Below are 23936 nucleotides of genomic sequence, written 5' to 3'. Positions count from 1 at the left end.
GTGCTCCCGCGCGAACGGATCAGGCAGCCGGAACCGGAAGCAGATCCATCACTCTGGCAACGACATCTGCGATGCCGATGCCTGTGGTGTCGATGAGGACAGCATCGTCTGCCGGCTTCAGGGGCGCCACGGTACGCTGAGCATCACGGGCATCGCGGGCCATGATCTCGCGCAGGAGGTCATCAAAGTTAACAGAAACCCCCTTGTCTTTCAACTGCTTATGCCGGCGCTCGGCGCGCTCCTCGGCACTGGCGGTCAGGAAGACCTTATAGGGGGCGTCCTTGAAGATCACCGTACCCATGTCGCGGCCATCGGCAACCAGGCCGGGCAGCTCCCTGAATGCGCGCTGGCGCTCCTTCAGGGCCGCGCGGACCTCCGGAATGGCGGCAATGGCCGAGGCCAGGGCGCCAGTGGTCTCCAGGCGCAGCTCGTCGGTGGCATCGGTGCCGTTGACCATGACCCGCATCGACTCGCCCTGTTCAACAAACTGAACATGGGTGTCGAAGGTGCAGCGCACCAGTGCCGAGGCATCGGACGTATCAATGTCGGCCCAGCTCGCGGCCACGCCCACTGCCCGGTACAGCGCGCCCGAATCCAGGTAATGCCAGCCCATCCGGCGCGCGATGATGCGGCTGATGGTACCCTTGCCGGCCCCGGAAGGGCCGTCGATGGTCAGGACGGGAGCGAGTGGATTCATGGGGTTCCCAGAGCGTGTGAAGGGGTCATTCTAGCCCCTGCCGGACACCCCCAGCGGGATCTTTTGTGCAACCACTTGAAACCACGAGGAAAAGCCCGGTAGAATGGCGGGCTTGAACGAGCGTCAACTGCCGATTGTCTTTCGCATATCGCGGCCACGCTCCACCCGAACAACTACTGTTTACGCCGAGGTATGCCATGAAAGTCCTGTCCTCCCTGAAGTCGGCGAAGGCCCGTCACCGTGACTGCAAGGTCGTGCGTCGTCGTGGCAAGATCTTCGTCATCTGCAAGTCGAACCCGCGTTTCAAGGCGCGTCAGCGCTAAGCCTCACAGCCTTACGGCTGCGGCTGGCCCTACGCGGGGCCGACCCGATGCAAGAAACCGCCTTCGGGCGGTTTTTTGTTTATGCGGCTTTTTCCTGCCGTTTTTGCTGTAATCGCCTTTCTTGACCACTGGGGAGTAGATCGAGATGAAGCGTTACCTGTCCGCCCTGGCCGTGATGGCCACCCTGGCCGCCGCCACACCGGCACTGGCCGATACCCTGCTTGTCGACCGTGCCCGCGAGAAGCCGGCCGGTGCCCTGCCCGTGCGCGGCCAGAGCATGCAGCAGGTGCAGGCGCAGTTCGGCGCGCCCAGCGAGCAGCTGCAGCCACGTGGCGGGCAGAAGCGGCAGTGGCCGACCATCAACCGCTGGGTGTACCCGCAGTTCACCGTCTACTTCGAGAAGCAGAAGGTGATCGACGTGGTGGCCAACCAGGCGGACCCGAACGAAATCGGCCCGAAACCGCCGATCCGTTGATCCCTTTACCCGCCGTGGGCGGGCCTGTGTAGCGAGACCATGAACCAGACCCTTCGTTTTCCTGCCGAATGGGAAGCCCAGAGCGGCGTCCTGATTGCCTGGCCCACCGCCGACACCGACTGGGCCGACCGCCTGGGCCAGGTGGAAGAGACCTACATCGCCCTGGTCGCGGCCATCACCCGCTTCCAGCCGGTGCTGATCTGCGTGGCCGACGATGATGTGGAGACCTATGCCGAGATGCGGCTGCGCTCCAACCGCATCGACATGGACAAGGTCCACTTCACCACGGCGGCCTACGACGATACCTGGCTGCGCGACTCCGGCCCGATCACCCTGCGCCGCGCCGACGGCGGCTTCCAGCTGCTGGATTTCCGCTTCACCGGCTGGGGCGGCAAGTTCGACGCCACCCTGGATGACCAGCTGGTGGGCGTGCTCGACCAGGCCGGTGTGTTCAACGACGCGCCGGTGCGCAGCATCCCGTTCGCGCTGGAAGGCGGCGGCATCGAGACCGACGGCGAAGGCACCCTGCTGACCACCTGGAAGTGCCTGCACGAGCGCCACCCGGACCGCGACCGCGCCAGCCTGAGCGCCGACCTGGCCGACTGGCTGCAGCAGGACCGCGTGCTGTGGCTGGACCACGGCTACCTGGAAGGCGACGACACCGACGCGCATATCGACACCCTCGCCCGCTTCGCCTCGGCTGACAGCATCGTCTACCAGGCCTGCGACGACGCGAGCGACTCGCACTACGCCGAGCTGCAGGCGATGGGCAACGAACTGGCCGCGCTGCGCACCAAGGACGGCCAGCCGTATCGCCTGTTCCCGCTGCCGTGGGCACAGCCAGTGATCGACGAAGGCCGCCGCCTGGCTGCGTCGTACGCCAATTACCTGATCGTCAATGGTGCGGTGCTGATGCCGGCCTACGGTGATCCGGCCGACGACCTGGCCCGCGATGTGCTGGCGCAGGCGCACCCGGGCCGCGAGATCGTGCAGGTGCCCTGCCGCTCGCTGATCTGGCAGAACGGCAGCCTGCACTGCATCACCATGCAGCTGCCGGAAGGGCTGTTGAAGGCGTAAGCCGAACCGGTAGCGCCGGGCCATGCCCGGCGAACGCTGCCGCATCTGGAAAATCCGCCGGGCATGGCCCGGCGCTACCGATTGCGTGCACCCATTCAGCGCGCGACACGCCGTCGCCGCCCATCCGCGCTAACATGCTGGTTTTCCCCCGCAGGAACGCCCCGCATGAACTCGCGCAGCCCCCTTACCGTCGCCCTGATCCAGGAGCGCAACCACGGTGATGCCGCCGCCAACCTGGCGGTGATCGAAGCACGCGTGGCCGAGGCGGCTGCGCAGGGTGCCAAGCTGGTGCTGCTGCAGGAACTGCATAACGGTCCGTACTTCTGCCAGCACGAGTCGGTGGACGAGTTCGACCTGGCCGAGCCGATTCCGGGCCCGAGCACCGAGCGCCTGGGCGCGCTGGCGAAGAAGCATGGCGTGGTGCTGGTGGGCTCGCTGTTCGAGCGCCGCGCTGCCGGCCTGTACCACAACACCGCCGTCGTCTTCGAGAAGGACGGCACGTTGCTGGGCAAGTACCGCAAGATGCATATCCCGGACGACCCGGGCTTCTACGAGAAGTTCTACTTCACCCCGGGCGACATCGGCTTCAAGCCGATCGACACCTCGGTGGGTCGCCTCGGTGTGCTGGTCTGCTGGGACCAGTGGTACCCAGAAGCGGCACGCCTGATGGCGCTGGCCGGTGCCGAACTGCTGCTCTACCCGACCGCGATCGGCTGGGACCCGGACGACGTGCAGGACGAGAAGACCCGCCAGCGCGACGCCTGGGTGCTGAGCCACCGCGGCCACGCCGTGGCCAACGGCCTGCCGGTGCTGAGCTGCAACCGCGTCGGCCACGAGGCTTCGCCGCTGGGCGCGTCGGGCATCCAGTTCTGGGGCAACAGCCACGTGCTCGGCCCGCAGGGTGAGTTCCTGGCCGAAGCCGGCACCGAAGCCACCGTGCTGCTGTGCGATGTCGACCTGCAGCGCAGCGAGCACGTGCGCCGCATCTGGCCGTTCCTGCGCGACCGTCGCATCGACGCGTACGGTGACCTGCTCAAGCGCTACATCGACTGAGCCGGAGCCGCGCATGGCCGTCCTCATCCGTGATGCCGGCCCGGCCGACATCGCCGCGATCACCGCGATCTACGCGGTGGAAGTGACCGACTTCGTCAACACTTACGAGTACGACATCCCGGACGCGTCCGAGATGCTGCGCCGCATGCGCGACATCATCGACCGCGGCTTCCCCTACCTGGTCGCCGAGATCGACGGCCAGGTGGCCGGCTATGCCTACGCCAACACCTACCGTACCCGCGTTGCCTACCAGTGGACCGTGGAGAACTCGGTCTACGTCGATGCCGCGTTCCAGGGCAAGGGCGTTGGCACCGGCCTGCTGCAGGCGTTGATCGATGCCTGCGTGGCGCGTGGCTACCGGCAGATGGTGGCGGTGATCGGCGAACCGACCAATACCGCTTCAATCAAGCTGCACGAACGCTTCGGCTTCGAGCTGGTCGGCGTGTTCCGTGGCCTCGGCCGCAAGCACGGCCGCTGGCTGGATACCGTGCAGATGCAGCGCGCGCTCGGCGATGGCGCCGACACCGCACCTTCCAATGAATGAACCCATGACCGAAACCCTTCCCGAAACCGGCGACGACCTGTTCGCCGGCCAGCCGGTACGCGTCGTCGAACGCGACGGCGTGCGCTACACCCTGCTGGGCACTGCCCACGTTTCGCGCGCCAGCGTTGAGGCGGTGGAGAAAGCCATCGACAGCGGCCGCTTCGATGCCGTTGCCGTTGAACTGGACCCGCAGCGCCTGCAGGCACTGAGTGATCCGGACACGCTGGCCAAGCTCGACCTGGTCGAGGTGATCCGCAAGGGCCGCGTCGCCCTGTTCGCGGCCAACCTGGCGCTGTCCGCCTACCAGCGCCGCTTGGCCGAACAGCTGGACATCGAGCCGGGCGCCGAACTGAAGCGCGCGGTGGAACTGGCCCGCGAACGCGACCTGCCGGTGCACCTGATCGACCGCGAGGTCGGCCTGACCTTCCGCCGCGCCTCGCAGCGGCTGGGTTTCTTCGGCAAGCTGAAGCTGGTCGCCGGCCTCGGCGCCGGCCTGTTCTCGTCCGAGGAAGTGGGCGAGAACGAGATCGAGAAGCTCAAGCAGGGCGACATGCTGGAATCGAGCTTCGGTGAGTTCGCCAGCGAGAGCCCAGCGCTGTACGAGACCATCATCGGCGAGCGCGACCGCTACATGGCCACGCGCCTGCGCGAGGAGCACAACCCGCAGCAGCGTGAAGTGCTGGCGGTTGTCGGTGCGGGTCACCTTGCAGGCCTGGCGCGCTACCTGGAAACCGACACCGAAGCACCGGCGCCGCTGCGTGCCGAGCTGGAAGCGGTACCGAAGAAGCGCAACATCCCTTGGTTCACGCTGGGCATCCTGGCGATCGTGGCGACCGGCATCGGCGTGGGCTTCTATCGCGGCGGCCTCGGCGTGGGTACCGAGCTGCTGGCGACCTGGGCGATGTATACCGGCGGCCTGGCGGGCCTGGGCTGCCTGCTGGCCGGTGGCCACCCGCTGAGCATCCTCACTGCAATCGCGGTGGCCCCGTTCAAGCCGTTCCGCCTGAGCATCCCGACCGGCGCATTCTCGGCCTTGGTGGAAGCGCGCCTGCGCAAGCCGGCGTATGAGGACTTCCTCAAGCTGCGCGACGATGCGCAGAGCCTGAAGGGCTGGTATCGCAATCGGGTCACGCGCGTGGTGCTGACCTTCATGCTGACCAACATCGGCAGCATGCTCGGCCTGTGGCTGACCACGTTCAAGGTGTGGGGCAAGGTGGCGGGTTGATTGTTCCGTGTAGCGTCGAGCCAAGCTCGACTGCGCTCTGGTAGGTGCCAAGCTTGGTTGGCACGCCATGCCCGGCAAAAAAAGGGGGAGGCCGCCCCACTACGACCGGCCTCCCCCACACCACAACACGTTGTCGCGCATTACGGTCGAGCAAGCTCGACCACTACACCGGGGTACCCGCCACGACCTCCAGGCCGCGCGCGCGGCGGATCAGCCGCGTCACGGCATTGCGCAGGTCATCCAGCACCGCATAGATGGTCGGCAGGAACAGCAGGCTGACCACGGTCGAGAACGCCAGGCCGCCGGCAATCGCGCGCGCCATCGGCGCGTACTCGGGGCCATTGCCGAACATCTGCGTGTTGGTCAGCGAGATCGGCACCATCGCCAGGATCGCCGTGCCCATGGTCATCATGATCGGGCGCAATCGCTCGCGTGAGCCCTCCACCAGCGCCTGCGTGCGTCCCATGCCGCCGCGCCGCAGGTTGTTGATGTGCTCGATCATCACGATGCCGTTGTTCACCACCACGCCCATCAGCACCAGGATGCCGATGAAGGACATGATCCCGAACGAGGTGCCGGTGATCCAGAACAGCCAGAACACGCCGAAGATCGAGAACAGCACGCCACTCATGATCGCCGCCGGGAACAGCAGCGACTCGAACACCGCCGCCATCACCACGTAGATCATCACCAGCGCGATCAGCAGGTTGAACACCATCTGCTGCATCGCCTCATCGTCGTTGCCGTAATCGCCACCATCGAAGGTGAAGCCATAGCCGGCCGGGAAGTTCATCGGCTTGAGCACCGCCTCCATCGCCTTGCGGCCATCCGGTGCGGTGACCTTTTCGGCCAGGTTGGCCTTGATGGTCAGCGTGGTCTGGCGGTTGGTGCGGCCGATCTGGGTGGCCGACGAGCCGACGTCAACGGTGACCAGGCTCAGCAGCGGCACGCTGCGGCCGTCGCCGGTGCGCACGCTGAAACCAGCCAGGTCTTCCGGGCTGCTCTGCTCGGCGCCCGCGAAGCGCACCCACACCGGCACTTCATTGTCGCCGCGGCGGAACTCGCGCATCGGCGCACCGCGCAGGGCCAGGCCGACGAAGCTGGCCACCTGTTCGGCATTGAAGCCGAATGCGGCGGCGCGCTCGCGGTCGACGCGCACCTTCAGCTCGCCGCCCTTCTCACCATTGTCGATGCGCACATCGCGCAGCTCGGCACGCTGGGCCAGCAGCGGCACCACTTCCTGGCCGATCTCCTGCAGCATCGAACTGGAGTCGCCGACCAGCTGCACCTGCACGCCCTGGTTGCCGCCGCCACCCCCATCGCCGCCCTGGTTGCCCACGAAGTAGTCGGTGCGCGCCGACTTCGGCAGGCCCTTGCGCAGTTCTTCCTGCAGCGCCTTGATGTCCTTGGCGTACTTCTCGTCCAGGGTGACCACGGTGGAGCTGCCTTCCTGCTCGCTGTACCAGGAATAGACCTGCTTGACGTGCAGGCGTTCACGGTTGGCATCGATCCAGTTCTCCACCCGCGCCACTTCCTCGGACATCTGCCGGTAGGTGTAGGCGCCCTTCCACATGTAGCCGATGAAGATGTCCTTGCCGCCGTCACCACCGAACATGTCGATCTTGGTCAGCTTCATCGGCACCAGGCTGACCAGCACCACCAGCAGAATGCCGAGCAGGCTCCAGCCACGATGGTGCAGCGACCAGTCCAGCAGCCTGGCGTAGCGGCGCTGCAGGCGCGCGATCATGCCGGTCTGCGAGTGCACCAGCTTGGGCGTGGCCATGCGCGCGGACAGCATCGGGATCAGGCTTACCGCGACCAGCCACGAGGCCAGCAGCGAGACCGAGATGGTGATCGCGATCTGCGCCATGAAGATGCTGATGTTGTTGGTCTCGCCGAACAGGTTCGGCACGAACACGATGCAGTGGCACAGCGTGCCGGCGCTGAGCGCGATGGCCACGTTGCGGGTGCCGATGATCGAGGCCAGCCGCGGCTGCCCGGGCAGGCGCTCGCGCTCCTGGTAGATGCTCTCCACCACCACCACGGCGTTGTCGACCAGCATGCCGACGGCCAGCAGCAGGCCCATCATGGTCAGGATGTTAAGCGTCACCCCGACGAAGTACATGAAGCCCAGGGTGATGGTGAAGCAGATCGGGATGGCCAGGGTGACCATCAGCGTGGACGGCCAATGGCGCAGGAAGAAGAACAGCACCGTCACCGACAGGATCAGGCCGACCGCACCGGCCTCGGCCAGTTCCAGCAGCGAGGAGGTCACCGCCTTGCCCTGGTTGTCGATCACCTTGATCTGCACGTCGCGCATCGACGGCTCCGCACGGATCGATTCGACCTCGGCCAGCGCCGCGCGCGAGACTTCCACCAGGTTGGCGCTGCGTTCCTTGAAGATGTCCAGGCCGACCGCCGGGTTGCCGTCCAGGCGACGCCCGTAGTTCATCCGCGCCGGTTTCAGGCGCACGTCGGCGATGTCGCCCAGGCGCAGGCCCTTGGCGTTGATCACCAGGTCGCGCATTTCCTGCAGGTCGGTGATCTCGCCCACCGGCTGCACGCGCACGCGCTGGCCGTTGTCATCGATCTGCCCGGCGGAGATCGAGAAGTTCAGCGTGCGCAGGCGCTCGCTCAGCTCATTGATGCTCAGACCGTGCGCGTTGAGGCGGTTCGGATCGATGGCGATCTCCACCTCGTTCGGCGGCGCGCCGGTGATGTCGACGCGGGCCACGCCGGGGATGCGCTCGATGCGCCGCTTGAACTCGCGGTCGAGCATGTCATAGGCAGTGGTCAGGTCGGTGGTGCTGGCCAGCCGCACCTTCAGCACCGGCTGGTCACTGCTGGACCACTTGAACACGTTGTAGCGCTGCAGGTCATCGGGCAGGTCGCTGCGGATCGCATCGATGCGTTCGCGTGCATCGGAGGCGGCGATGGCGATGTCGCGGTCCCAGTCGCTGAACTCGATGAAGATCAGCGCCGCCTCGGAGGTGGCCGACGAGCGCATGCGCTTGATGCCGGTCATCGTCGCCAGCGATTCCTCCACCGGGCGGATGATGGTCCGCTCCACTTCCTCCGGGGTTGAACCGGTGTACGGGATCTGCACGAACAGGAACGGCGCGGAGATGTCCGGCAGCGCTTCCAGCGGCAGCCGGAACGAGGCGATCAGGCCGATCACCACCAGTGACACAAAACACATGATGGTGGTGACCGGACGGCGGATGGAGAACTCGGCAACACTCATGCCGGCTCCTCCACACCCGCCGCGCTGCCTGCTGCACCCGGCTCGATCTCACCGGCGTGCTTGCGGCCACGCTCGCGGTAGTAGGCATCACCGCGGCGATCCATCAGGTCGTACACCACCGGGATCACCAGCAGGGTGAGCAGGGTCGACACCAGCAGGCCACCGATCACGGTGATCGCCATCGGCGCACGCACTTCAGCACCCTCGCCCATCGCCACCGCCAGCGGCAGGAAGCCGAACAGCGTGCACAGCGTGGTCATGATGATCGGCCGCAGGCGCGAGCGCGCACCTTCCACCAGGGCCTCATGCTTGGCCACGCCGGACTCGCGCAGCTGGTTGACCTTGTCGATCAGGATGATCGCGTTCTTGGTGACCAGGCCCACCAGCAGGATCAGGCCGATGAACACCACCACCGAGATGGGCTTGCCGGTCAGCATCAGTGCCAGGATCGCGCCGACCAGCGCCAGCGGGATGGTGAACAGGATCACGAACGGATGCAGCAGCGACTCGAACTGCGACGCCATCACCAGGTAGACCAGGAAGATCGCCAGGCCGAAGGCGAAGATCAGCGACTTCGCCGCCTGCGCCAGCTCCTCACCCTGGCCGCCGATGTGCAGGCCGACACCCGCGCCCAGCGGTTGCTCGGCGACCATCTGCTGCACTTCACGCATGGCCGCACCCAGATCGATGTCGCGCAGGTTGGCCGAGACCACCGCAACGCGGGTCTGGTCGGCACGATGGATCTCGCTGGGGCCGGTGGTGGCAACCACGTCGGCAACCGCGTCCAGCGTCACCGGACGGGTACTGCCGGGATTGACGATCAGGCGGCGGATGCTTTCCACGCTGGCACGATCACCTTCCTGTGCACGCACCAGCACGTCGATCTTGCGGTCACGGAAGCTGTAGCGGGTGGCCACGTCACCGCGCACCTTCTTCACCACCACATCGGCGATCTGGCGGGTGGTCAGGCCCAGCGCACCCGCGCGTTCCTGGTCGAAGCGGATCTGGATTTCCGGGAAGCCCTCCTCCACCGTCGACTTCACGTCGGCGTAGTGCGCGTTGCCGCGCAGCATCGCCGCCAGGCGCTGGCCGGCCACTTCGAGCGTCGCCATGTCCTGCCCGCGCAGCTCGATTTCCAGCGGCGTGGAGAAACTGAACAACGCCGGCCGCGCGAAGTCGACCTGGGCACCCGGATGCTGGCCCATGGTGTCACGCAGGCGCTCGGTGATCTCCGCCTCGGTGCGCGCGTTGCCGCCGCCTTCCATCACCACGGTCAGCTTGCCGATGTTCTCGCCGCTTTCGGTCGGGCTGGCATCCAGGCGGGTGCCGCTGCCACTGACACCATACAGCGAGGCCACGCCTTCACCCTTGCCATGCGCCAGCTGCAGCTCGCGCACCAGCGCATCGGTCTGCTTCAGCGGCGTGCCTGCCGGCAGCTTCACCGTCATTTCGAAGCGGTCCTGTGCCAGCTGCGGAATCAGGTCGGCACCGAGCATCGGCACCAGCGCCATGGTCGCCACGAAGATGATCGTGGCCACGCCCAGCACCTTGCCCGGGTGCGCCAGCGCGCTCGGCAGCAGTCGCAGGTAGCCGCGCTCGGCACCGGCATAGGGCTTCATCGCCAGATCGCTGGCCTTGCGCATCACTGGGCCAACCACCGCCACCACGCCACGCCACGCCCGCACGACCAGCCAGGCCAGTGCATAGAAGCTCCAGCGCGCGGTCGCCACGGCACCACGGCGACCCAGCGCCACCGGCTTCTGCCAACGGTTCTGCGGCTGCCACGGCTCGTTCGGTGCCTCTTCCGGGAACGCCAGCGGCGGCCGTCCCTTCAGCGAGCTCAGCATCGGGATCAGCGTCATCGACACCAGCAGCGAGATCGCAATGGCGATCGCCACGGTCAGTGCCTGGTCGCGGAACAGCTGGCCGGCGATGCCGTCGACGAACACCAGCGGCAGGAACACCGCGATGGTGGTCAGGGTCGAGGCGACCACCGCCATGCTCACTTCGCGGGTACCGACGATGGCCGCCTGCAGGATGCCCAGGCCACGCTCGCGGGCCTTGGCGATGCTCTCCAGCACCACGATCGAGTCGTCCACCACCAGGCCGGTGGCCAGTGCCAGACCGCCCAGCGACATCACGTTCAGGCTCAGGCCGAGCTGGCCCATGAAGAAGAACGTGGCGATGATCGAGACCGGCAGCGACAGGCTGATCACGAACGTGCTCCAGCCATCACGCAGGAACAGGAAGATGATCAGGATGGCCAGCAGCCCGCCGATCACCGCATCCTTCTTGACGTCGGCGATGGCGTGCTCGATGAAGCGCGACTGGTCCTCGATGGTGGTCATCTCGACATCGGAGGGGAAGGTGCCCTTGATCTGCTCCAGGCGCTTGCGCAGCGCTTCGGCGGTGGACACGGTGTTGGCATCGCCTTCCTTGTAGATGGCCAGTTCAACCGATTCCTTGCCACCCAGGCGGATCACCGCTTCGCGTTCCTTGTAGCCCTGGCGCACGGTGGCCACATCCTTCAGGCGCACCGGCACACCGTTGGCGACCACGCTGGAACCACCGCCGGAGGACGCGCTCTGCGCCGCCGACGCCGCCGCGATCGCGGCCGCCGAACCGGTCGATGCGGCGATGTTGAACATCTGCTGCAGTGCCGAGTCGGCCGCGCTGCCATTGGCGGCCTGGGTGGTCACCAGCAGGTTGCGGATTTCCTCCAGGTCGGCGAACTGGTTGACGGTGCGCACCAGGAAGCGCTGCGAACCCTCCTCCAGGCGACCGCCGGAGATGTTGATGTTCTCGTCCTTCAGGCGCTTGATGACGGTGTCGATCGGCAGGTTCAGCTGCGCCAGCTTCTGCTGGTCGATGTCGACCTGGATCTCGTCTTCCAGGCCACCGCCGACCTTGACCGCTGCGACGCCGGTGACCGGCTCCAGCTTCTTCTTCAGGTCTTCATCGGCATAGCGGCGCAGGCCGGTCAGCTCGCGGATCGCATCGGCATCGCTGGCCGGTGCCACCTTGTTCGACAGCACCAGGCGCATGATCGGCTCGGTGGACGGATTGAAGCGCAGCAGCACCGGGGCCTTGGCCTCCAGTGGCAGGTTCAGCGCTTCCATCTTGTCGCGCACCTCCAGGCTGGCCTGGTCCATGTTGGTGCCCCAGGCGAACTCCAGCACCACGTCGCTCTGGCCGGTGCGCGAGACCGACTTCAGCTTGCGCAGGTTCTTGACCACGCCCACCGCTTCTTCGACCGGCTGGGTGATCAGGGTTTCGATTTCGGTCGGCGCCGCACCGGTGTACTCGGTGCGCACGGTCAGCGTCGGGTAGCTCAGGTCGGGCAGCAGGTTGACCTTGAGGTTGCCCAGCGCGATCAGGCCGAACAGCAGCAGGGTGACCGTGCACATGGCGATGGTCACGCGGCGGCGGGTGGCGAATTCCACCAGGCCGCCGCGCATGCCCGCGGCGGCGCCGTCGCTCGCCGGCGAGGCACCGTGGTCGTGGCCCGGGGCGGTCATTGCTTGCTCCCGGCCTTGTCTGCCGGCTTGGCGGCCGCTGCGACCGTCTTCGCCTTTGCCTTCGGATCGGCGATCACCTGCACTGCGGTGCCGTCGCGCAGCGCGACCTTGCCGGCGGTGACCACCTGATCACCGGCCGCCAGGCCATCACGGATCTCCACCCACGGGCCCTCGGCGTAACCCAGCTTGACCGGAACGCGTGCGACCTTGCCTTCGCGCACCCGGAACACCGCCGGCTCACCGTCGTCGAGCAGCGCCAGGCGCGGCACCACCAGCGCATCGGCACGCTGGTCGTAATCGATGCGGATGCGGCCGAACATGCCGGGCTGCAGCGCATGCGCGGCGCCATCGAAGGCGCTGACCACGCGAAACGTGCCGCTGCCCGAATCCACCACCGGCGCGATGCGGTCGACGGTGCCGGTGAAGCTCTGCCCCGGCAGTGCATCGGCAGCCAGTGTCACCGGCTGGCCGGCGCGCAGCGTGGCCAGCTCGCGCTCGGGCACATTGAGCGTGGCTTCCAGCCGCGAGTTGTCGACGATGCGGAAGATCGGCGTGTTGATCTGCACGAAGTTGCCGGTCTTGATCGAGCGCGAGGCGATCACGCCGGAGATCGGCGCCACCACCGTGGTGTAGGACAGTTCCAGCGTGGCCAGGCGGTACTGCGCACGGACGTTTTCCAGGTCGTAGCGCAGCTGGTCAACGCTGGCCGCACTGACCAGCTGCTGGACGACCAGCTTCTGTGCACGCTGATAGTCGTTTTCCAGCTTGCGCATCTGCGCTTCGCTCTGCGCCACGGCCAGGCGTGCGCGGTCCGGGTCCAGGCGCACCAGCGGCTGGCCAGCGGTCACCCGCTGGCCTTCCTCGACCAGCACCGCCAGCGCCACGCCGGAGGTCTTGGCGACCACCTGCGATTCGGCGCGTGGTTCCAACGCGGCGGTACCGGTGTAGCTGGCCGCGACGGCACGGTGGCTGGCCACGGCCACTTCGACCGGGACCGCGTCGACCTTCTTCTCCTCCTTGGTCTCGGCGGCCTTGGCTTCGGAATTGGGCCCTGCGGCGCAACCGCCCAGCAGCAGGGAGGTGGAGATCAGCAGTGCGGCAGCGCAGATTCCGCTGCGACGGCCGGACAGGAAGGTTGGGTGCGACATCGTCAGGTCCCTGGAGGATGCGTGGACAGGTGTGGTAGCAAAGTAATGCACCACTTCACGGCAACACCATATCCCAAAGGTCATGGTGCCTTCACGCCACTGGTCGGCCCGCCCCCCATTTCAGCTAGATGAAACCTGGGGCTATACTCGGGTCGTTCCGTACCCCACGCCGGAACGACCAGACCCGAATCCCCGGAAACGACACCATGCGCCCGCAGCCGCTCGCCGCTTGTCTCGCTCTGGCCGTCCTCCTGCCCCTTGGGGCCGCCGCACAGCCCGCTCCTGCTCCTGCCACACCGGCCCCGGCCCCGGCTCCCGCCGCTGCCCCGGCGCCCGCCGCCCCCACCGGCAACTTCGACAATGGCCGTGTCCTGGCCTACACCTGTCAGGGCTGCCACGGGATCACCGGCTACAAGAACGCCTACCCCAGCTACCGGGTGCCGAAGATCGGCGGCCAGACCCAGCAGTACCTGGCCCAGGCCCTGACCGAATACCGCCAGGGCAAGCGCCGGCATCCGACGATGCAGGCGCAGTCGATGAGTTTCAGCGAACAGGAGATCGCCGATCTCTCTGTTTACCTGTCCACCGTCAAGTAAGGCCCGCCCATGTCGAAAGCCGCGCATCCGATGCGTCACGCCATCGCCCTGTCCGTTGCCCTGCTGCTGGCGGCCTGTTCGCAGTCGCAGGTGGAAAACAGCGAGAAATCCGCCGCCGACCCGGGCCATGCCAGCGGCGAACACGGCTCTTCTTCTTCGGCCGGCCTGCCCGCAGGCCGCGAGGCCGCCGGTGAAGCCCGCGCCAAGGTGAAGGGCAAGGCCACCAACCAGAGCTGCATCGACTGCCACGGGGCTGACGGCAATGCGCCGATCGACCCGACCTATCCGAAGCTGGGAGGGCAGTACGGCGACTATCTGGCGCACGCCCTGCAGGCCTACCGTGCCGGTGACCGCCAGCACATGTTGATGACGCCGCAGGCGAAGGACCTCAGTGATCAGGACATCGCCGATCTGGCGGCGTATTTCGGTAGCCGGCCGAGCCAGTTGCGGGATCTGCACGGGGTCAAATGACTCCCAGCCCCCCCGGTGGGTGTGGAATCCGCTTTGTTGGGTGCGGACCATGGTCCGCACTGATGCAGACATCCACGCATGGCGTGGATCTACGAGCCGAGCGTGGGCTCGGCTCTACAACGTCTGCTGGCATGCCTCGGTAGAGCCGAGCCTACGCTCGGCTGCTCTCAGGTCAGATCACGATGAGCCGAACGCGGGTTCGGGTCTACATCAATCGGCGCACTGCTGGCGCCGGCCGATACTCAGCCTTCCAGCTCTTCCCAGCGTGCGTACGCGGCATCCAGCTCGGCCTGCACCTTGGCCAGCTGCTGGGTGTGCGCGGTCACTTCGGCGCTGCTGCGGGTGTAGAACGACGGATCGTTCATCGCCGAGGTCAGCCCTTCGACATCGCCTTCCAGCTTCTCGATGGTCTTCGGCAGCTGCTCCAGTTCGCGTGCTTCCTTGTAGGCCAGCTTGCGCTTCGGTGCGGCCGGAGCTGCGGCCGTCGGGGTGGCCGGCGCAGCAACCGCCGGCTTGGCTGCCGGAGCCGCAGCAGGCGCTGCGATGCTGGCTGCATAGCGCTGCCAGTCGCTGTAGCCGCCGACGTACTCGCCAATCACGCCATCGCCTTCCATCACCAGCGTGGAGGTCACCACGTTGTCGATGAAGTCACGGTCGTGGCTGACCAGCAGCAGCGTGCCGGTGTAGTCGCCCAGCAGCTCTTCCAGCAGCTCCAGGGTTTCCACGTCGAGGTCGTTGGTCGGTTCGTCCATCACCAGCAGGTTGGACGGCTGCGCGAACAGCTTGGCCAGCAGCAGGCGGTTGCGCTCGCCACCGGACAGGCGGGTGATCGGTGCGCGCGCACGTTCCGGGGTGAACATGAAGTCCTGCAGGTAGGCATGCACGTGCTTGCGCTTGCCGTTGAACTCGAGGAAATCGCGGCCTTCGGCCACGTTCTCGATCGCGCTCCAGTCTTCGCGCAGCACCGCGCGGTACTGGTCGAAATAGGCGATCTGCAGGTTGGTGCCGGCGTTGACTTCGCCCTTGGCCGGCTGCAGTTCACCCAGCAGCAGCTTCAGCAGCGTGGTCTTGCCACTGCCGTTGGGGCCGATCAGGCCGATGCGGTCGCCACGCAGGATGGTCGTGGTGAAATCGCGGACCATGGTGCGCTCGCCGAAGGCGAACGAAATGTCCTTGACGTCGATGACCTTCTTGCCGGAGCTGACGCCCTGCGCGGCTTCCATCTTGACGTTGCCACTGAGATCGCGGCGCTGCGAACGCTCGGTGCGCATCGCCTTCAGGCGGCGCACGCGGCCTTCGTCGCGGGTACGACGGGCCTTGATGCCCTGGCGGATCCACACTTCTTCCTGCGCCAGCAGCTTGTCGAAGCGTGCGTTTTCCTGCGCCTGCGCGTTGAGGCGTTCCTCGCGACGGCGCTCGTAGTTGGCCCAGTCGCCCGGCCAGCTGGTGACCTGGCCGCGGTCGATCTCGACGATGCGGGTGGCCAGCGCACGCAGGAAGCGGCGGTCATGGGTGACGAACACCACGCTGCCACTCCAGCCCTTCAGGAACGCTTCGAGCCAGTCGATGGCTTCGATGTCGAGGTGGTTGGTCGGTTCGTCCAGCAGCAGCACATCCGGGCTGGACACCAGCGCGCGGGCCAGCAGCACGCGGCGCTTCATGCCGCCGGACAGGCGGCCGAACTCGGCCTCGCCGTCCAGGTCGAGCTTGGTCAGGGTTTCGCTGACACGCTGGTCCAGGCCCCAGCCGTTGGCGGCGTCGATCTTGGCCTGCACATTGCCGAGGGCTTCGCCATCGAACACCTCGGCATGGCTGAGGTGGTGGAATTCGGCCAGCCACTGGCCCAGTTCGCCGAGGCCATCGGCGACGACGTCGAACACCGAGCCGGCGGCGCCGTGTGGCACTTCCTGCTCCAGGCGGGTGACGCGCACGCCCTGCTGCACGCGGACTTCGCCGTCATCGGGCTTGTGGTCGCCGGACAGCAGCTTGAGCAGGGTGGATTTGCCGGCGCCGTTGCGGCCGATCAGGGCGATGCGTTCGCCCGGCTCGATCGACAGTTCGGCCTTTTCCAGCAACAACGGGCCGCCGACGCTGAAGTCGACGTTCTGCAGAGTAATCAGAGGCATCCGGATATTGTACGGGTTGGGGGCGTCGGCCGGGTTGCACCCGGCACCCGCAGAGGCAACCGCCGCAGCCAAAGCAACGTCAAAAGCTGGTTTCCTGTGGGATGGCGGGATGGGTCCGGTCGCGGGGGACGCCGTAAACCCGTCCCTGGGGGCTTGGCCGCGGCATCCATGCCGCGGACACCCCCGCAACCGGACCCATCCCGCCTTCGACAGATTTCTGCGATCTGTCGGAACGGCATTCTGCTCTGGTAGGTGGCGACCTTGGTGGACACGGTCGATCCACGCCATGCGTGGATGAGCGCTACAAGAAGTGTCGATGGATGGACTCGACTGGGGGTCTGATGGATTACTCCACCTGCCCCAGCAACGCCTGCAACCCCGGCAGCCACTGCTTGCCCGGGTGGCGCACCAGCCACAGCGTGCGCTGCAGGGGAGGCAGCGGGGTGTCCAGCACGCGCAGGTGGCCCAGCGCCAGCGGCTCTTCCAGCGCGTGGCGCGAGAGGCAGGCCAGGCCGAGGCCGGCGATGGCGGCCTGCTTGATCGCTTCGGTATTGCCCAGCTGCAGGGTCTGGGCGAAGCCACGCAGATGCGGCAACAACGCCTGCTCCACCGCCTCGCGGGTGCCCGAGCCGGGCTCGCGCAGCAGCCAGCGGGCGCGGCGCAGTTCGTCCAGCGTCCAGCGCGGCGGAGCGTCGTCGGCGGCGACGATCACCAGCGGATCCTGCTGCCAGGCGGTCACCTGCAGGCCGCGTTCGTGACACGGGCCTTCGATCAGGCCGGCGTCGACGTCCAGGCGCTGCACGGCGGCGACAACGCCGGCACTGTTGTCGATGCGCAGATCAACCTCGGCCTGTGGCGCCTGGCGCAGCAGTTCGGCGATGCGTGGCGGCAGCAGGTAATTGCCGATGGTGGTACTGGCCGCCAGCACCAGCCGCAGCGGCGCGCCCTGCGACGGGTCGCCGCCGGCGGCCAGCTGCCGCTCCAGATCGGCGGCGTTGACCAGCAAAGTACGCGCCGGCTCCAGCAGTGCGCGGCCGTGCCCGTTCAGCGCCAGGCGGCGGCCGATGCGGTCGAACAGCGGGGTGCCGAAGTGGGCTTCCAACTCCTGCAGGGCGGCACTGCTGGCGGATTGCGAGAGCGCGATGGCCTGGCCGGCGGCGGTAGTGCTGCCGTGATCGGCGATGGCGACGAAGACCTGCAGCTGGCGCAAGGTCAGGCGCATGGCACTTACCTTCTTGATGGGTAGGTTTCACCTATATTATTTGTTTTACAGGTAATCGTCTCAGGCGCACGCTTGCCCCATCTCTCCAGCGCTGCCCGTGCCATGAACGCCCCCGCCCTCTCCCCTTGGTCCCTGCCCGCCCTGCGCCAACGCTGGCAGCCGCGCCTGCCCGGCCTGCTGCTGGTCGGCCTGATCGCAGCGGCGTCGCTGTACCTGGCCGAGCTGCCGTGGCTGCAGGCACACGGCCTGAGTGCGCTGACCGTGGCCATCGTCGCCGGCATCGTGATCGGCAACACCCTCTACCCGCGGCTGGCGCCGAGCAGCGCGGCCGGTGTCGGCTTTTCCAAGCACTGGCTGCTGCGCGCCGGCATCGTGCTGTACGGCCTGCGCCTGACCTTCCAGGACATCGGCCACGTCGGCGTCAGCGGCGTGCTGATGGACGTGCTGGTGGTCGCCAGCACCTTCGGCCTGGCCTGCTGGCTGGGTGTGCGCGTGTTCAAGATGGAGCGCGAGGCAGCGATGCTGATCGGTGCTGGCAGCGCGATCTGCGGCGCGGCAGCGGTGATGGCCGCCGAACCCGTGGTGCGTGGCCGCGCGGCACAGGTCACGGTGGCCGTGTCGACGGTGGTGGTGTTCGGCACGCTGGCGATGTTCCTGTACCCGGCGCTGTATGCCCTGGTGCAGTCGCACGGCTGGCTGGCGATGGATGCGCGGCAGTACGGCCTTTTCACCGGTGCGACGGTGCATGAAGTCGCACAGGTGGTGGCGGCAGGCCGTGCGGTCAATGAAGCGGCGGCTGATACGGCGGTGATCACCAAGATGGTGCGGGTGATGCTGCTGGCGCCGTTCCTGGTTGCGCTGTCGCTGTGGCTGGCGCGTGGCGGCAAGGCCAGCGCCGACGGCAGGAAGGCGCGCATCGTGGTGCCGTGGTTCGCCTTCGGTTTCGTGGCGGTGGCCGGTTTCAACTCGCTGCATCTGCTGCCGGCTGGCCTGCAGGCCGGGCTGGTGCAGCTGGATACCGTGCTGCTGGCGATGGCGATGGCCGCGCTGGGCCTGACCACCCACGTCTCGGCGCTGCGCCAGGCCGGCCTGAAGCCGCTGCTGCTGGCGCTGATCCTGTTCGCCTGGCTGCTGTTCGGTTGCCTGGCGATTCATCAGGGCGTGTTGGCGGTGCTGGGCTGAGCCTACCCCCGATGTAGAGCCGAGCCGACGCTCGGCTTCAGAGGTGAAGCAGCCGAGCATCGGCTCGGCTCTACAAAGGGCAGCCGCGCGCGACCGGACGGGTACAATGCGCCATGACTGACTTCTCGACCCTGCCGCTGAGCCCGGCCCTGCAGCCCGGCCTGGATGCCCTCGGCTACACCACCCTCACCCCCGTGCAGGCGCAGAGCCTGCCGGCCATTCTGGATGGCCGCGATGTGATCGCACAGGCGCCGACCGGCAGCGGCAAGACCGCCGCCTTCGGCCTGGGCCTGCTGCAGGCCATCGACCCCAGCCTGATCCGCGTGCAGGCACTGGTGCTGTGCCCGACCCGCGAACTGGCCGACCAAGTCGGCAAGCAGATCCGCAAGCTGGCCACCGGCATCCCCAACCTGAAGCTGTTGCTGCTGGTGGGCGGCGTGCCGCTGGGCCCTCAGCTGGCGTCGCTGGAAGGCCATGACCCGCATGTGGTGGTCGGCACACCCGGCCGCGTGCAGGAGCTGGCACGCAAGCGCGCGCTGAACCTGGGCGCGGTGCGCACGCTGGTGCTGGACGAAGCCGACCGCATGCTCGACATGGGCTTCGAGGAGCCGATCCGCGAGATCGCCGGCCGCACCCACAAGGACCGCCAGAGCCTGCTGTTCTCCGCCACCTTCCCCGACAGCATCCGCGCCATGGCGCGTGACCTGCTGCGCGACGCGGTGGAAGTGACCGTGGAAGGCGCCGATCAGGCGCCGGCCATCCGCCACCTGTTCTGCGAGGTGGAACCGGCGCACCGCCAGAAGGCGCTGGCGGGCCTGCTGCTGAAGTACACGCCGGAATCAGCGGTGGTGTTCTGCAACACCCGCAAGGACGTGGACGAGGTTGCGAATTCCCTGCAGCAGTTCGGCTTCTCCGCGCTCGCCCTGCATGGCGACATGGAGCAGCGCGACCGCGAGGAAGTGCTGTTGCTGCTGGCCAACCGCAGCTGCAACGTGCTGGTGGCCAGCGACGTGGCCGCACGTGGCCTGGACGTGGAAGAGCTGGCGGCGGTGATCAACTACGAGCTGCCGACCGACGTAGAGAGCTACCAGCATCGCGTGGGCCGTACCGGCCGTGCCGGTGCCAGCGGCCTGGCGATCAGCCTGGTGGCCGGCCGTGAGAAGACCCGCGCCGAAGCCATCGAAGCGCAGATGGGGCAGCCGTTGGACTGGCAGAAGACGCCGCTGGCGACCTCGCGCCCGGCCGTATTGCCGCAGGCCGCGATGCGCACCCTGCGCATTGATGGTGGCAAGACCGACAAGCTGCGCCCGGGCGACATCCTTGGCGCGCTGACCGGTGATGCCGGCCTGTCAGCCAAGTTCATCGGGAAGATCGCGATCTTCCCGACCCGCTCCTACGTGGCGATCGCCCGAGAGCAGGCCAACAAGGCCGTGGCCAGGCTGGAAGCCGGCAAGATCAAGGGCCGTCGCTTCCGCGTGCGGATGATGTGATTGGCAAGGTAGTCGCCGGGCATGGCCCGGCACTACCTGCATGCCGTGTGTAGCGCCGGGCCACGCCCGGCGACAGACTCAGAACACCAGTTCGGTGTGCAGCGGCAGGTCCGCTTCCCAGCGTGCGCGGCCGCCGAGGCCGTCCAGCTCGACCAGCACGCCGGCACCCACCACCTCGACACCCAGGCGGCGCACCAGCGACAACGCGGCGACCAGCGTGCCGCCCGTGGCCAGCACGTCGTCGATGATCGCCACGCGGGCACCGGCCGGCAGGGCATCGGCGTGCACTTCGATGCAGTCGCTGCGGTATTCCAGCGTGTATTCCTCGCGCAGCACCTGACCCGGCAGCTTGCCCGGCTTGCGCACCGGCACGAAGCCCACGCCCAGTTCCAGCGCCATGGCGGCACCGAGGATGAAACCACGCGATTCGATACCGATCACCGCGTCCAGATTCTGGTCGCGCCAACGGTCGGCCATCGCGGTGATGGCACCGCGGAAGTCCTCGCCATGGGCGAGCAGCGGCATGATGTCCTTGAAGAGGATGCCGGGCTTGGGGAAGTCGGCGATGTCGCGCAGGCGGGAGGCCCACTGCGGAGCGACGAGGGCGTCGGTCATGTCACGTTGGTTGTCTGATGGCGGCATAGGGTACCTGTTCCGGGCGCCGGCTGCCTGTTGGGGGTGTCGGCCGGGCTGCGCCCGGCACCTGCAGAGGCCACCGCGCAAGCAAAAGCGAAAACAAAAGCCGCATTCCGAGGGATGGCGGGGTGGGTCCGGTTGCGGGGGGCGCTGCAAGTACGTCCATGTAAGCTCGGTCGCCGCATCCATGCGGCTCACGCCCCCGCAACCGGACCCACCCCGCCTTCGACAGATTCCTGCGATCTGTCGTAGATCCACGCTATGCGTGGATGAATCTCAATCGAGATCGAATATTTCGAGAATTGAACGAAAAGCATCCACGCATGGCGTGGATCGACCGTGTCGACCAAGGTCGACACCTACCCACAGCAGCGGGAATCTGTCGGAGGTGGGGTGGTGTGGGGCTGCAGGACCGTTGGCGCCATGGATGGCGCCATCGAGCCCCCAGGGACGGGTTTACGGCGTGTCCTGCAGCCCCACACCGCCCCACCAGACCATCAGCAATCCAACGCCGCTTTGGCTTTGGCTTTGGCTTTGGATTCGGCCCTTGCCTCTGCAGGTGCAGGGCGCAGCCCTGCCGAAACCTACCCTCAGGAACTGCAGGACAGCATCGAGCAGCCGGCGCGATTGTCGGCCCACGCCGGGCGCTTGCTGGCGAAGTGTTCCAGACCGGCACGCTCGGTGTATGGATTGCGCAGTACGTCCTGCAACACATGAACACCGCCGAGGTCGCCCTGCTCCGCGCGATCGATGGCTTCCTGGGCCAGCCAGTTGCGCAGCACGTACAGCGGGTTGGCCGCTGTCATCTTCGCCAGGCGTTCGCTGGCCGACAGCGGATCGGCCTGCAACCGCACCGCATAGTCCTGCAGCCACTGCTGCAACGGCGCCTGCACCGCCTGCTGGCGCGCCTCGTCGTAGTACACCGCATCCAGCAGCGCCACATCCGGTGCCACCGGATCGATACGCATCAGCGCACGCCAGGCCAGGGTCATGTCCATACCCCCGTCCTGCATCAACTGCTGCCAGCGCAGGTAGAGCTGCAGGTCTTCATCATCTGCCGCAGCCAGGCCGAGTTTGGCTGCGGCATCGCGGCGCGTGCAGGCCACGAAGGTGGACTGGTATGCAGCCAATCCAGCCTGCAATGGTTCGACATCGGCAAACAACGGTGACAACGCCTGTGCCAATCGGCTCAGGTTCCAGTACGCCACCTGCGGCTGGGTGCCAAAGCGGTAGCGGCGACCCTGCGCATCGGTGGTGTTCGGCGTCCAGTCCGGATCGAAATCCTCGACCCAGCCATAGGGACCGTAGTCGAGCGTAAGACCAAGAACGGACAGGTTGTCGGTATTCATCACGCCATGCACGAAGCCGACGCGCATCCAGTGCGCGATCATCTCGGCGGTGCGCACCGCGATCTGCGCGAACCAGTCGCCATACAGCGCCTCACCCTGCCCTTGCAGTTCGGGGAAGTCGCGGGCGATGCAGGCATCAACCAGATGCTGCAGCAGTGCGGTTTCCCCGCGCGATGCCGGAAGCTCGAAGGAACCAAAGCGCAGGAACGACGGCGACACGCGGCATACGATGGCGCCGGGCTCTGCACGCGGATGGCCGTCGTAGAACATGTCGCGCACCACGTCGTCGCCGGTACCAACCAGCGACAGCGCACGCGTGGTCGGCACGCCAAGGTGGTGCATCGCTTCACTGCACAGGAACTCGCGGATCGACGAGCGCAGTACCGCGCGACCATCGGCGCCGCGCGAGTACGGCGTGGGCCCCGCCCCCTTCAGCTGCAGCTCCCAATGAAGGCCATCGGGCGCGACCAGTTCACCCAGCGAGATCGCGCGACCGTCGCCGAGCTGGCCGGCCCAGTGACCAAACTGATGGCCGCCGTAGTTGGCCGCCCAAGGCTGCATGCCGGCGTACAGCGCGTTTCCGCCAAACACCTGCGCGAAGCTTTCGCTTTCGACTTCAGCGGTATCGAAACCAAGCATCGCGGCAACATCCGGCGACCAGGCCAGCAACGTGGGCGCCGTCACCGGGGTCGGCATCACCGGCGACCAGGCCGCACCCAGCACTTCGCGCCGGCGCGGGCCGGATTCGGGATCGCCCGGCAGGGTCTGCAGCAGGCGGTTGTTGAAACGGGGGCTGTCGGTATCCATGGTGCTGAAGATGGGGGCGACGGCCGCCCTCCTCAATTGCCGCTGAGCGCCTGCAGGTGGCCGCCGTGGGCCTCGGCACGCTGGTAGGCGGGTCGCTCACCGATACGCTTGAGGAAGCCACGCAGTGCCGGCTTGTCGTCGAGACCACCGCCGCGCGCGGCCGCAGCCTGGATCGGGAAGCTCATCTGGATGTCGGCCGCGCTGAAGCGTTCACCGGCAAACCACGGGCTTTCGGCCAGGCGGCGCTCCATCCAGTCCAGGTGCAGGCGCCGCTGTGGGCCGATGAAGCCACGTTCGGCCTTGTCGGCGATACTGCGCGCGATCGGACGGGCAAAGAACGGCATCGGCGCGTTGCGGATGCGGCCCATCACCAGGGTCAGCAGCAGCGGCGGCATCGCCGAGCCTTCGGCGTAGTGCAACCAATAGCGGTAGGCGATGCGCTCGGCGCCATCGGCCGGCATCGGTGACGGCGACAGCTGGCGTTGGGTGTCATAGCGATCCGCGAGGTAGTCGAGGATGGCACCGGACTCGGCCAGTACCAGCTCGCCATCCTGCAGTACCGGCGACTTGCCCAGCGGGTGCACGTTGCGCAGCTCCGGCGGCGCCAGCAGCGTCTTCGGATCGCGCGGATAGCGGCGCAGTTCGTAGTCCAGCCCCAGCTCCTCCAGCATCCACAGCACACGCAGGGAACGGGAGTTTTCCAGGTGATGGACGATGCGCATGGGGATGATCCTTGGGGAGGCCCGCATCGTA

Annotated in this window: 18 protein-coding genes and 1 pseudogene; 10 read left to right on the top strand and 9 right to left on the bottom strand. The window is 67.0% G+C overall.

Annotation, left to right across the window (positions count from 1 at the left end; genetic code table 11):
• Positions 1–19 precede the first annotated feature (19 nt).
• Positions 20–697, bottom strand: a complete 678-nt coding sequence (gene cmk, locus M1L61_RS09015; RefSeq protein WP_010484566.1) for a (d)CMP kinase — start codon at positions 695–697, stop codon at positions 20–22.
• A 197-nt stretch (positions 698–894) separates the two neighbouring features.
• Here cmk and ykgO point away from each other — a divergent pair, with 197 nt between their 5' ends.
• From ykgO to M1L61_RS08985, 6 genes are all read left to right on the top strand, one after another.
• Entirely contained in the window at positions 895–1020 is a 126-nt protein-coding gene (gene ykgO / locus M1L61_RS09010) for a type B 50S ribosomal protein L36 (protein ID WP_005409283.1), read from the top strand.
• A 145-nt stretch (positions 1021–1165) separates the two neighbouring features.
• Positions 1166–1495 carry a hypothetical protein gene (locus M1L61_RS09005; RefSeq protein WP_005416228.1) on the top strand — a complete coding sequence of 110 codons (330 nt, stop codon included), beginning with the start codon at positions 1166–1168 and terminating at the stop codon, positions 1493–1495.
• Positions 1496–1534: 39 nt separating this feature from the next.
• Positions 1535–2572, top strand: a complete 1038-nt coding sequence (locus M1L61_RS09000; RefSeq protein ID WP_010484562.1) for an agmatine deiminase family protein — start codon at positions 1535–1537, stop codon at positions 2570–2572.
• 165 nt (positions 2573–2737) lie between these two features.
• Positions 2738–3625 (top strand): carbon-nitrogen hydrolase, encoded by an 888-nt coding sequence (locus M1L61_RS08995; protein ID WP_014646847.1) that lies wholly within the window; start codon positions 2738–2740, stop codon positions 3623–3625.
• A gap of 13 nt (positions 3626–3638) precedes the next feature.
• On the top strand, positions 3639–4169 hold the full coding sequence (locus M1L61_RS08990; RefSeq protein ID WP_005409279.1) for a GNAT family N-acetyltransferase: 531 nt from the start codon (positions 3639–3641) through the stop codon (positions 4167–4169).
• On the top strand, positions 4162–5394 hold the full coding sequence (locus tag M1L61_RS08985) for a TraB/GumN family protein (RefSeq protein WP_010484557.1): 1233 nt from the start codon (positions 4162–4164) through the stop codon (positions 5392–5394). The genes M1L61_RS08990 and M1L61_RS08985 overlap by 8 nt, the downstream gene beginning before the upstream one ends.
• A gap of 163 nt (positions 5395–5557) precedes the next feature.
• Here the strand turns inward: M1L61_RS08985 and M1L61_RS08980 are convergent, their stop codons facing one another.
• From M1L61_RS08980 to M1L61_RS08970, 3 genes and pseudogenes are all read right to left on the bottom strand, one after another.
• Positions 5558–8638: an efflux RND transporter permease subunit gene (locus M1L61_RS08980; RefSeq protein WP_248854594.1), complete on the bottom strand. Its 3081-nt coding sequence runs from the start codon at positions 8636–8638 to the stop codon at positions 5558–5560.
• Positions 8635–12090 (bottom strand): annotated as a pseudogene (locus tag M1L61_RS08975) (efflux RND transporter permease subunit); the annotation flags it as partial. The gene M1L61_RS08980 and the pseudogene M1L61_RS08975, both read right to left, overlap by 4 nt.
• Before the next feature lie 62 nt (positions 12091–12152).
• Positions 12153–13304: a MexH family multidrug efflux RND transporter periplasmic adaptor subunit gene (locus M1L61_RS08970; RefSeq protein WP_010484552.1), complete on the bottom strand. Its 1152-nt coding sequence runs from the start codon at positions 13302–13304 to the stop codon at positions 12153–12155.
• Positions 13305–13510: 206 nt separating this feature from the next.
• Here M1L61_RS08970 and M1L61_RS08965 point away from each other — a divergent pair, with 206 nt between their 5' ends.
• Positions 13511–13900: a c-type cytochrome gene (locus M1L61_RS08965; protein ID WP_005413034.1), complete on the top strand. Its 390-nt coding sequence runs from the start codon at positions 13511–13513 to the stop codon at positions 13898–13900.
• 9 nt (positions 13901–13909) lie between these two features.
• On the top strand, positions 13910–14371 hold the full coding sequence (locus tag M1L61_RS08960; protein WP_019661289.1) for a cytochrome c: 462 nt from the start codon (positions 13910–13912) through the stop codon (positions 14369–14371).
• 242 nt (positions 14372–14613) lie between these two features.
• Here the strand turns inward: M1L61_RS08960 and M1L61_RS08955 are convergent, their stop codons facing one another.
• Together M1L61_RS08955 and M1L61_RS08950 are read right to left on the bottom strand one after the other, a co-directional pair.
• Positions 14614–16497, bottom strand: a complete 1884-nt coding sequence (locus M1L61_RS08955; RefSeq protein ID WP_010484548.1) for an ATP-binding cassette domain-containing protein — start codon at positions 16495–16497, stop codon at positions 14614–14616.
• A 346-nt stretch (positions 16498–16843) separates the two neighbouring features.
• A complete protein-coding gene (locus M1L61_RS08950; RefSeq protein ID WP_049454745.1) occupies positions 16844–17719 on the bottom strand; it encodes a LysR family transcriptional regulator in 876 nt (291 codons plus the stop codon).
• A gap of 102 nt (positions 17720–17821) precedes the next feature.
• Here M1L61_RS08950 and M1L61_RS08945 point away from each other — a divergent pair, with 102 nt between their 5' ends.
• Together M1L61_RS08945 and dbpA are read left to right on the top strand one after the other, a co-directional pair.
• Positions 17822–18901: a YeiH family protein gene (locus M1L61_RS08945; RefSeq protein ID WP_248854593.1), complete on the top strand. Its 1080-nt coding sequence runs from the start codon at positions 17822–17824 to the stop codon at positions 18899–18901.
• A gap of 113 nt (positions 18902–19014) precedes the next feature.
• Positions 19015–20391 carry an ATP-dependent RNA helicase DbpA gene (dbpA, locus tag M1L61_RS08940; RefSeq protein ID WP_248854592.1) on the top strand — a complete coding sequence of 459 codons (1377 nt, stop codon included), beginning with the start codon at positions 19015–19017 and terminating at the stop codon, positions 20389–20391.
• Between the two features lie 78 nt (positions 20392–20469).
• Here dbpA and M1L61_RS08935 read toward each other — a convergent pair whose 3' ends face one another.
• From M1L61_RS08935 to M1L61_RS08925, 3 genes are all read right to left on the bottom strand, one after another.
• A complete protein-coding gene (locus M1L61_RS08935) occupies positions 20470–21006 on the bottom strand; it encodes an adenine phosphoribosyltransferase (protein ID WP_197577345.1) in 537 nt (178 codons plus the stop codon).
• 611 nt (positions 21007–21617) lie between these two features.
• The gene (locus M1L61_RS08930) at positions 21618–23183 is read right to left on the bottom strand and encodes a protein adenylyltransferase SelO (RefSeq protein WP_248854591.1); all 1566 of its coding nucleotides are present in this window, start codon (positions 23181–23183) and stop codon (positions 21618–21620) included.
• 32 nt (positions 23184–23215) lie between these two features.
• The gene (locus M1L61_RS08925; RefSeq protein ID WP_010484523.1) at positions 23216–23905 is read right to left on the bottom strand and encodes a glutathione S-transferase; all 690 of its coding nucleotides are present in this window, start codon (positions 23903–23905) and stop codon (positions 23216–23218) included.
• Positions 23906–23936: the final 31 nt, after the last annotated feature.

This window comes from Stenotrophomonas sp. NY11291 (assembly GCF_023277365.1).
Lineage (GTDB): Bacteria > Pseudomonadota > Gammaproteobacteria > Xanthomonadales > Xanthomonadaceae > Stenotrophomonas > Stenotrophomonas geniculata.
Note: the sequence above shows the minus strand (reverse complement) of the source record. Positions and strands in the feature narration are given on the sequence as shown.

Excerpts from the sequence above, each read along its gene's own strand:
- M1L61_RS08980 (WP_248854594.1), bottom strand. The coding sequence starts at position 8,638 with ATGAGTGTTGCCGAGTTCTCCATCCGCCGTCCGGTCACCACCATCATG.
- M1L61_RS08935 (WP_197577345.1), bottom strand. The coding sequence starts at position 21,006 with ATGACCGACGCCCTCGTCGCTCCGCAGTGGGCCTCCCGCCTGCGCGAC.
- M1L61_RS08990 (WP_005409279.1), top strand. The coding sequence starts at position 3,639 with ATGGCCGTCCTCATCCGTGATGCCGGCCCGGCCGACATCGCCGCGATC.
- M1L61_RS08965 (WP_005413034.1), top strand. The coding sequence starts at position 13,511 with ATGCGCCCGCAGCCGCTCGCCGCTTGTCTCGCTCTGGCCGTCCTCCTG.
- M1L61_RS08955 (WP_010484548.1), bottom strand. The coding sequence starts at position 16,497 with ATGCCTCTGATTACTCTGCAGAACGTCGACTTCAGCGTCGGCGGCCCG.
- M1L61_RS08925 (WP_010484523.1), bottom strand. The coding sequence starts at position 23,905 with ATGCGCATCGTCCATCACCTGGAAAACTCCCGTTCCCTGCGTGTGCTG.
- M1L61_RS08945 (WP_248854593.1), top strand. The coding sequence starts at position 17,822 with ATGAACGCCCCCGCCCTCTCCCCTTGGTCCCTGCCCGCCCTGCGCCAA.
- M1L61_RS08970 (WP_010484552.1), bottom strand. The coding sequence starts at position 13,304 with ATGTCGCACCCAACCTTCCTGTCCGGCCGTCGCAGCGGAATCTGCGCT.
- cmk (WP_010484566.1), bottom strand. The coding sequence starts at position 697 with ATGAATCCACTCGCTCCCGTCCTGACCATCGACGGCCCTTCCGGGGCC.
- M1L61_RS09000 (WP_010484562.1), top strand. The coding sequence starts at position 1,535 with ATGAACCAGACCCTTCGTTTTCCTGCCGAATGGGAAGCCCAGAGCGGC.
- M1L61_RS08985 (WP_010484557.1), top strand. The coding sequence starts at position 4,162 with ATGAATGAACCCATGACCGAAACCCTTCCCGAAACCGGCGACGACCTG.
- M1L61_RS08930 (WP_248854591.1), bottom strand. The coding sequence starts at position 23,183 with ATGGATACCGACAGCCCCCGTTTCAACAACCGCCTGCTGCAGACCCTG.
- dbpA (WP_248854592.1), top strand. The coding sequence starts at position 19,015 with ATGACTGACTTCTCGACCCTGCCGCTGAGCCCGGCCCTGCAGCCCGGC.
- M1L61_RS08960 (WP_019661289.1), top strand. The coding sequence starts at position 13,910 with ATGTCGAAAGCCGCGCATCCGATGCGTCACGCCATCGCCCTGTCCGTT.
- M1L61_RS08995 (WP_014646847.1), top strand. The coding sequence starts at position 2,738 with ATGAACTCGCGCAGCCCCCTTACCGTCGCCCTGATCCAGGAGCGCAAC.
- ykgO (WP_005409283.1), top strand. The coding sequence starts at position 895 with ATGAAAGTCCTGTCCTCCCTGAAGTCGGCGAAGGCCCGTCACCGTGAC.
- M1L61_RS09005 (WP_005416228.1), top strand. The coding sequence starts at position 1,166 with ATGAAGCGTTACCTGTCCGCCCTGGCCGTGATGGCCACCCTGGCCGCC.
- M1L61_RS08950 (WP_049454745.1), bottom strand. The coding sequence starts at position 17,719 with ATGCGCCTGACCTTGCGCCAGCTGCAGGTCTTCGTCGCCATCGCCGAT.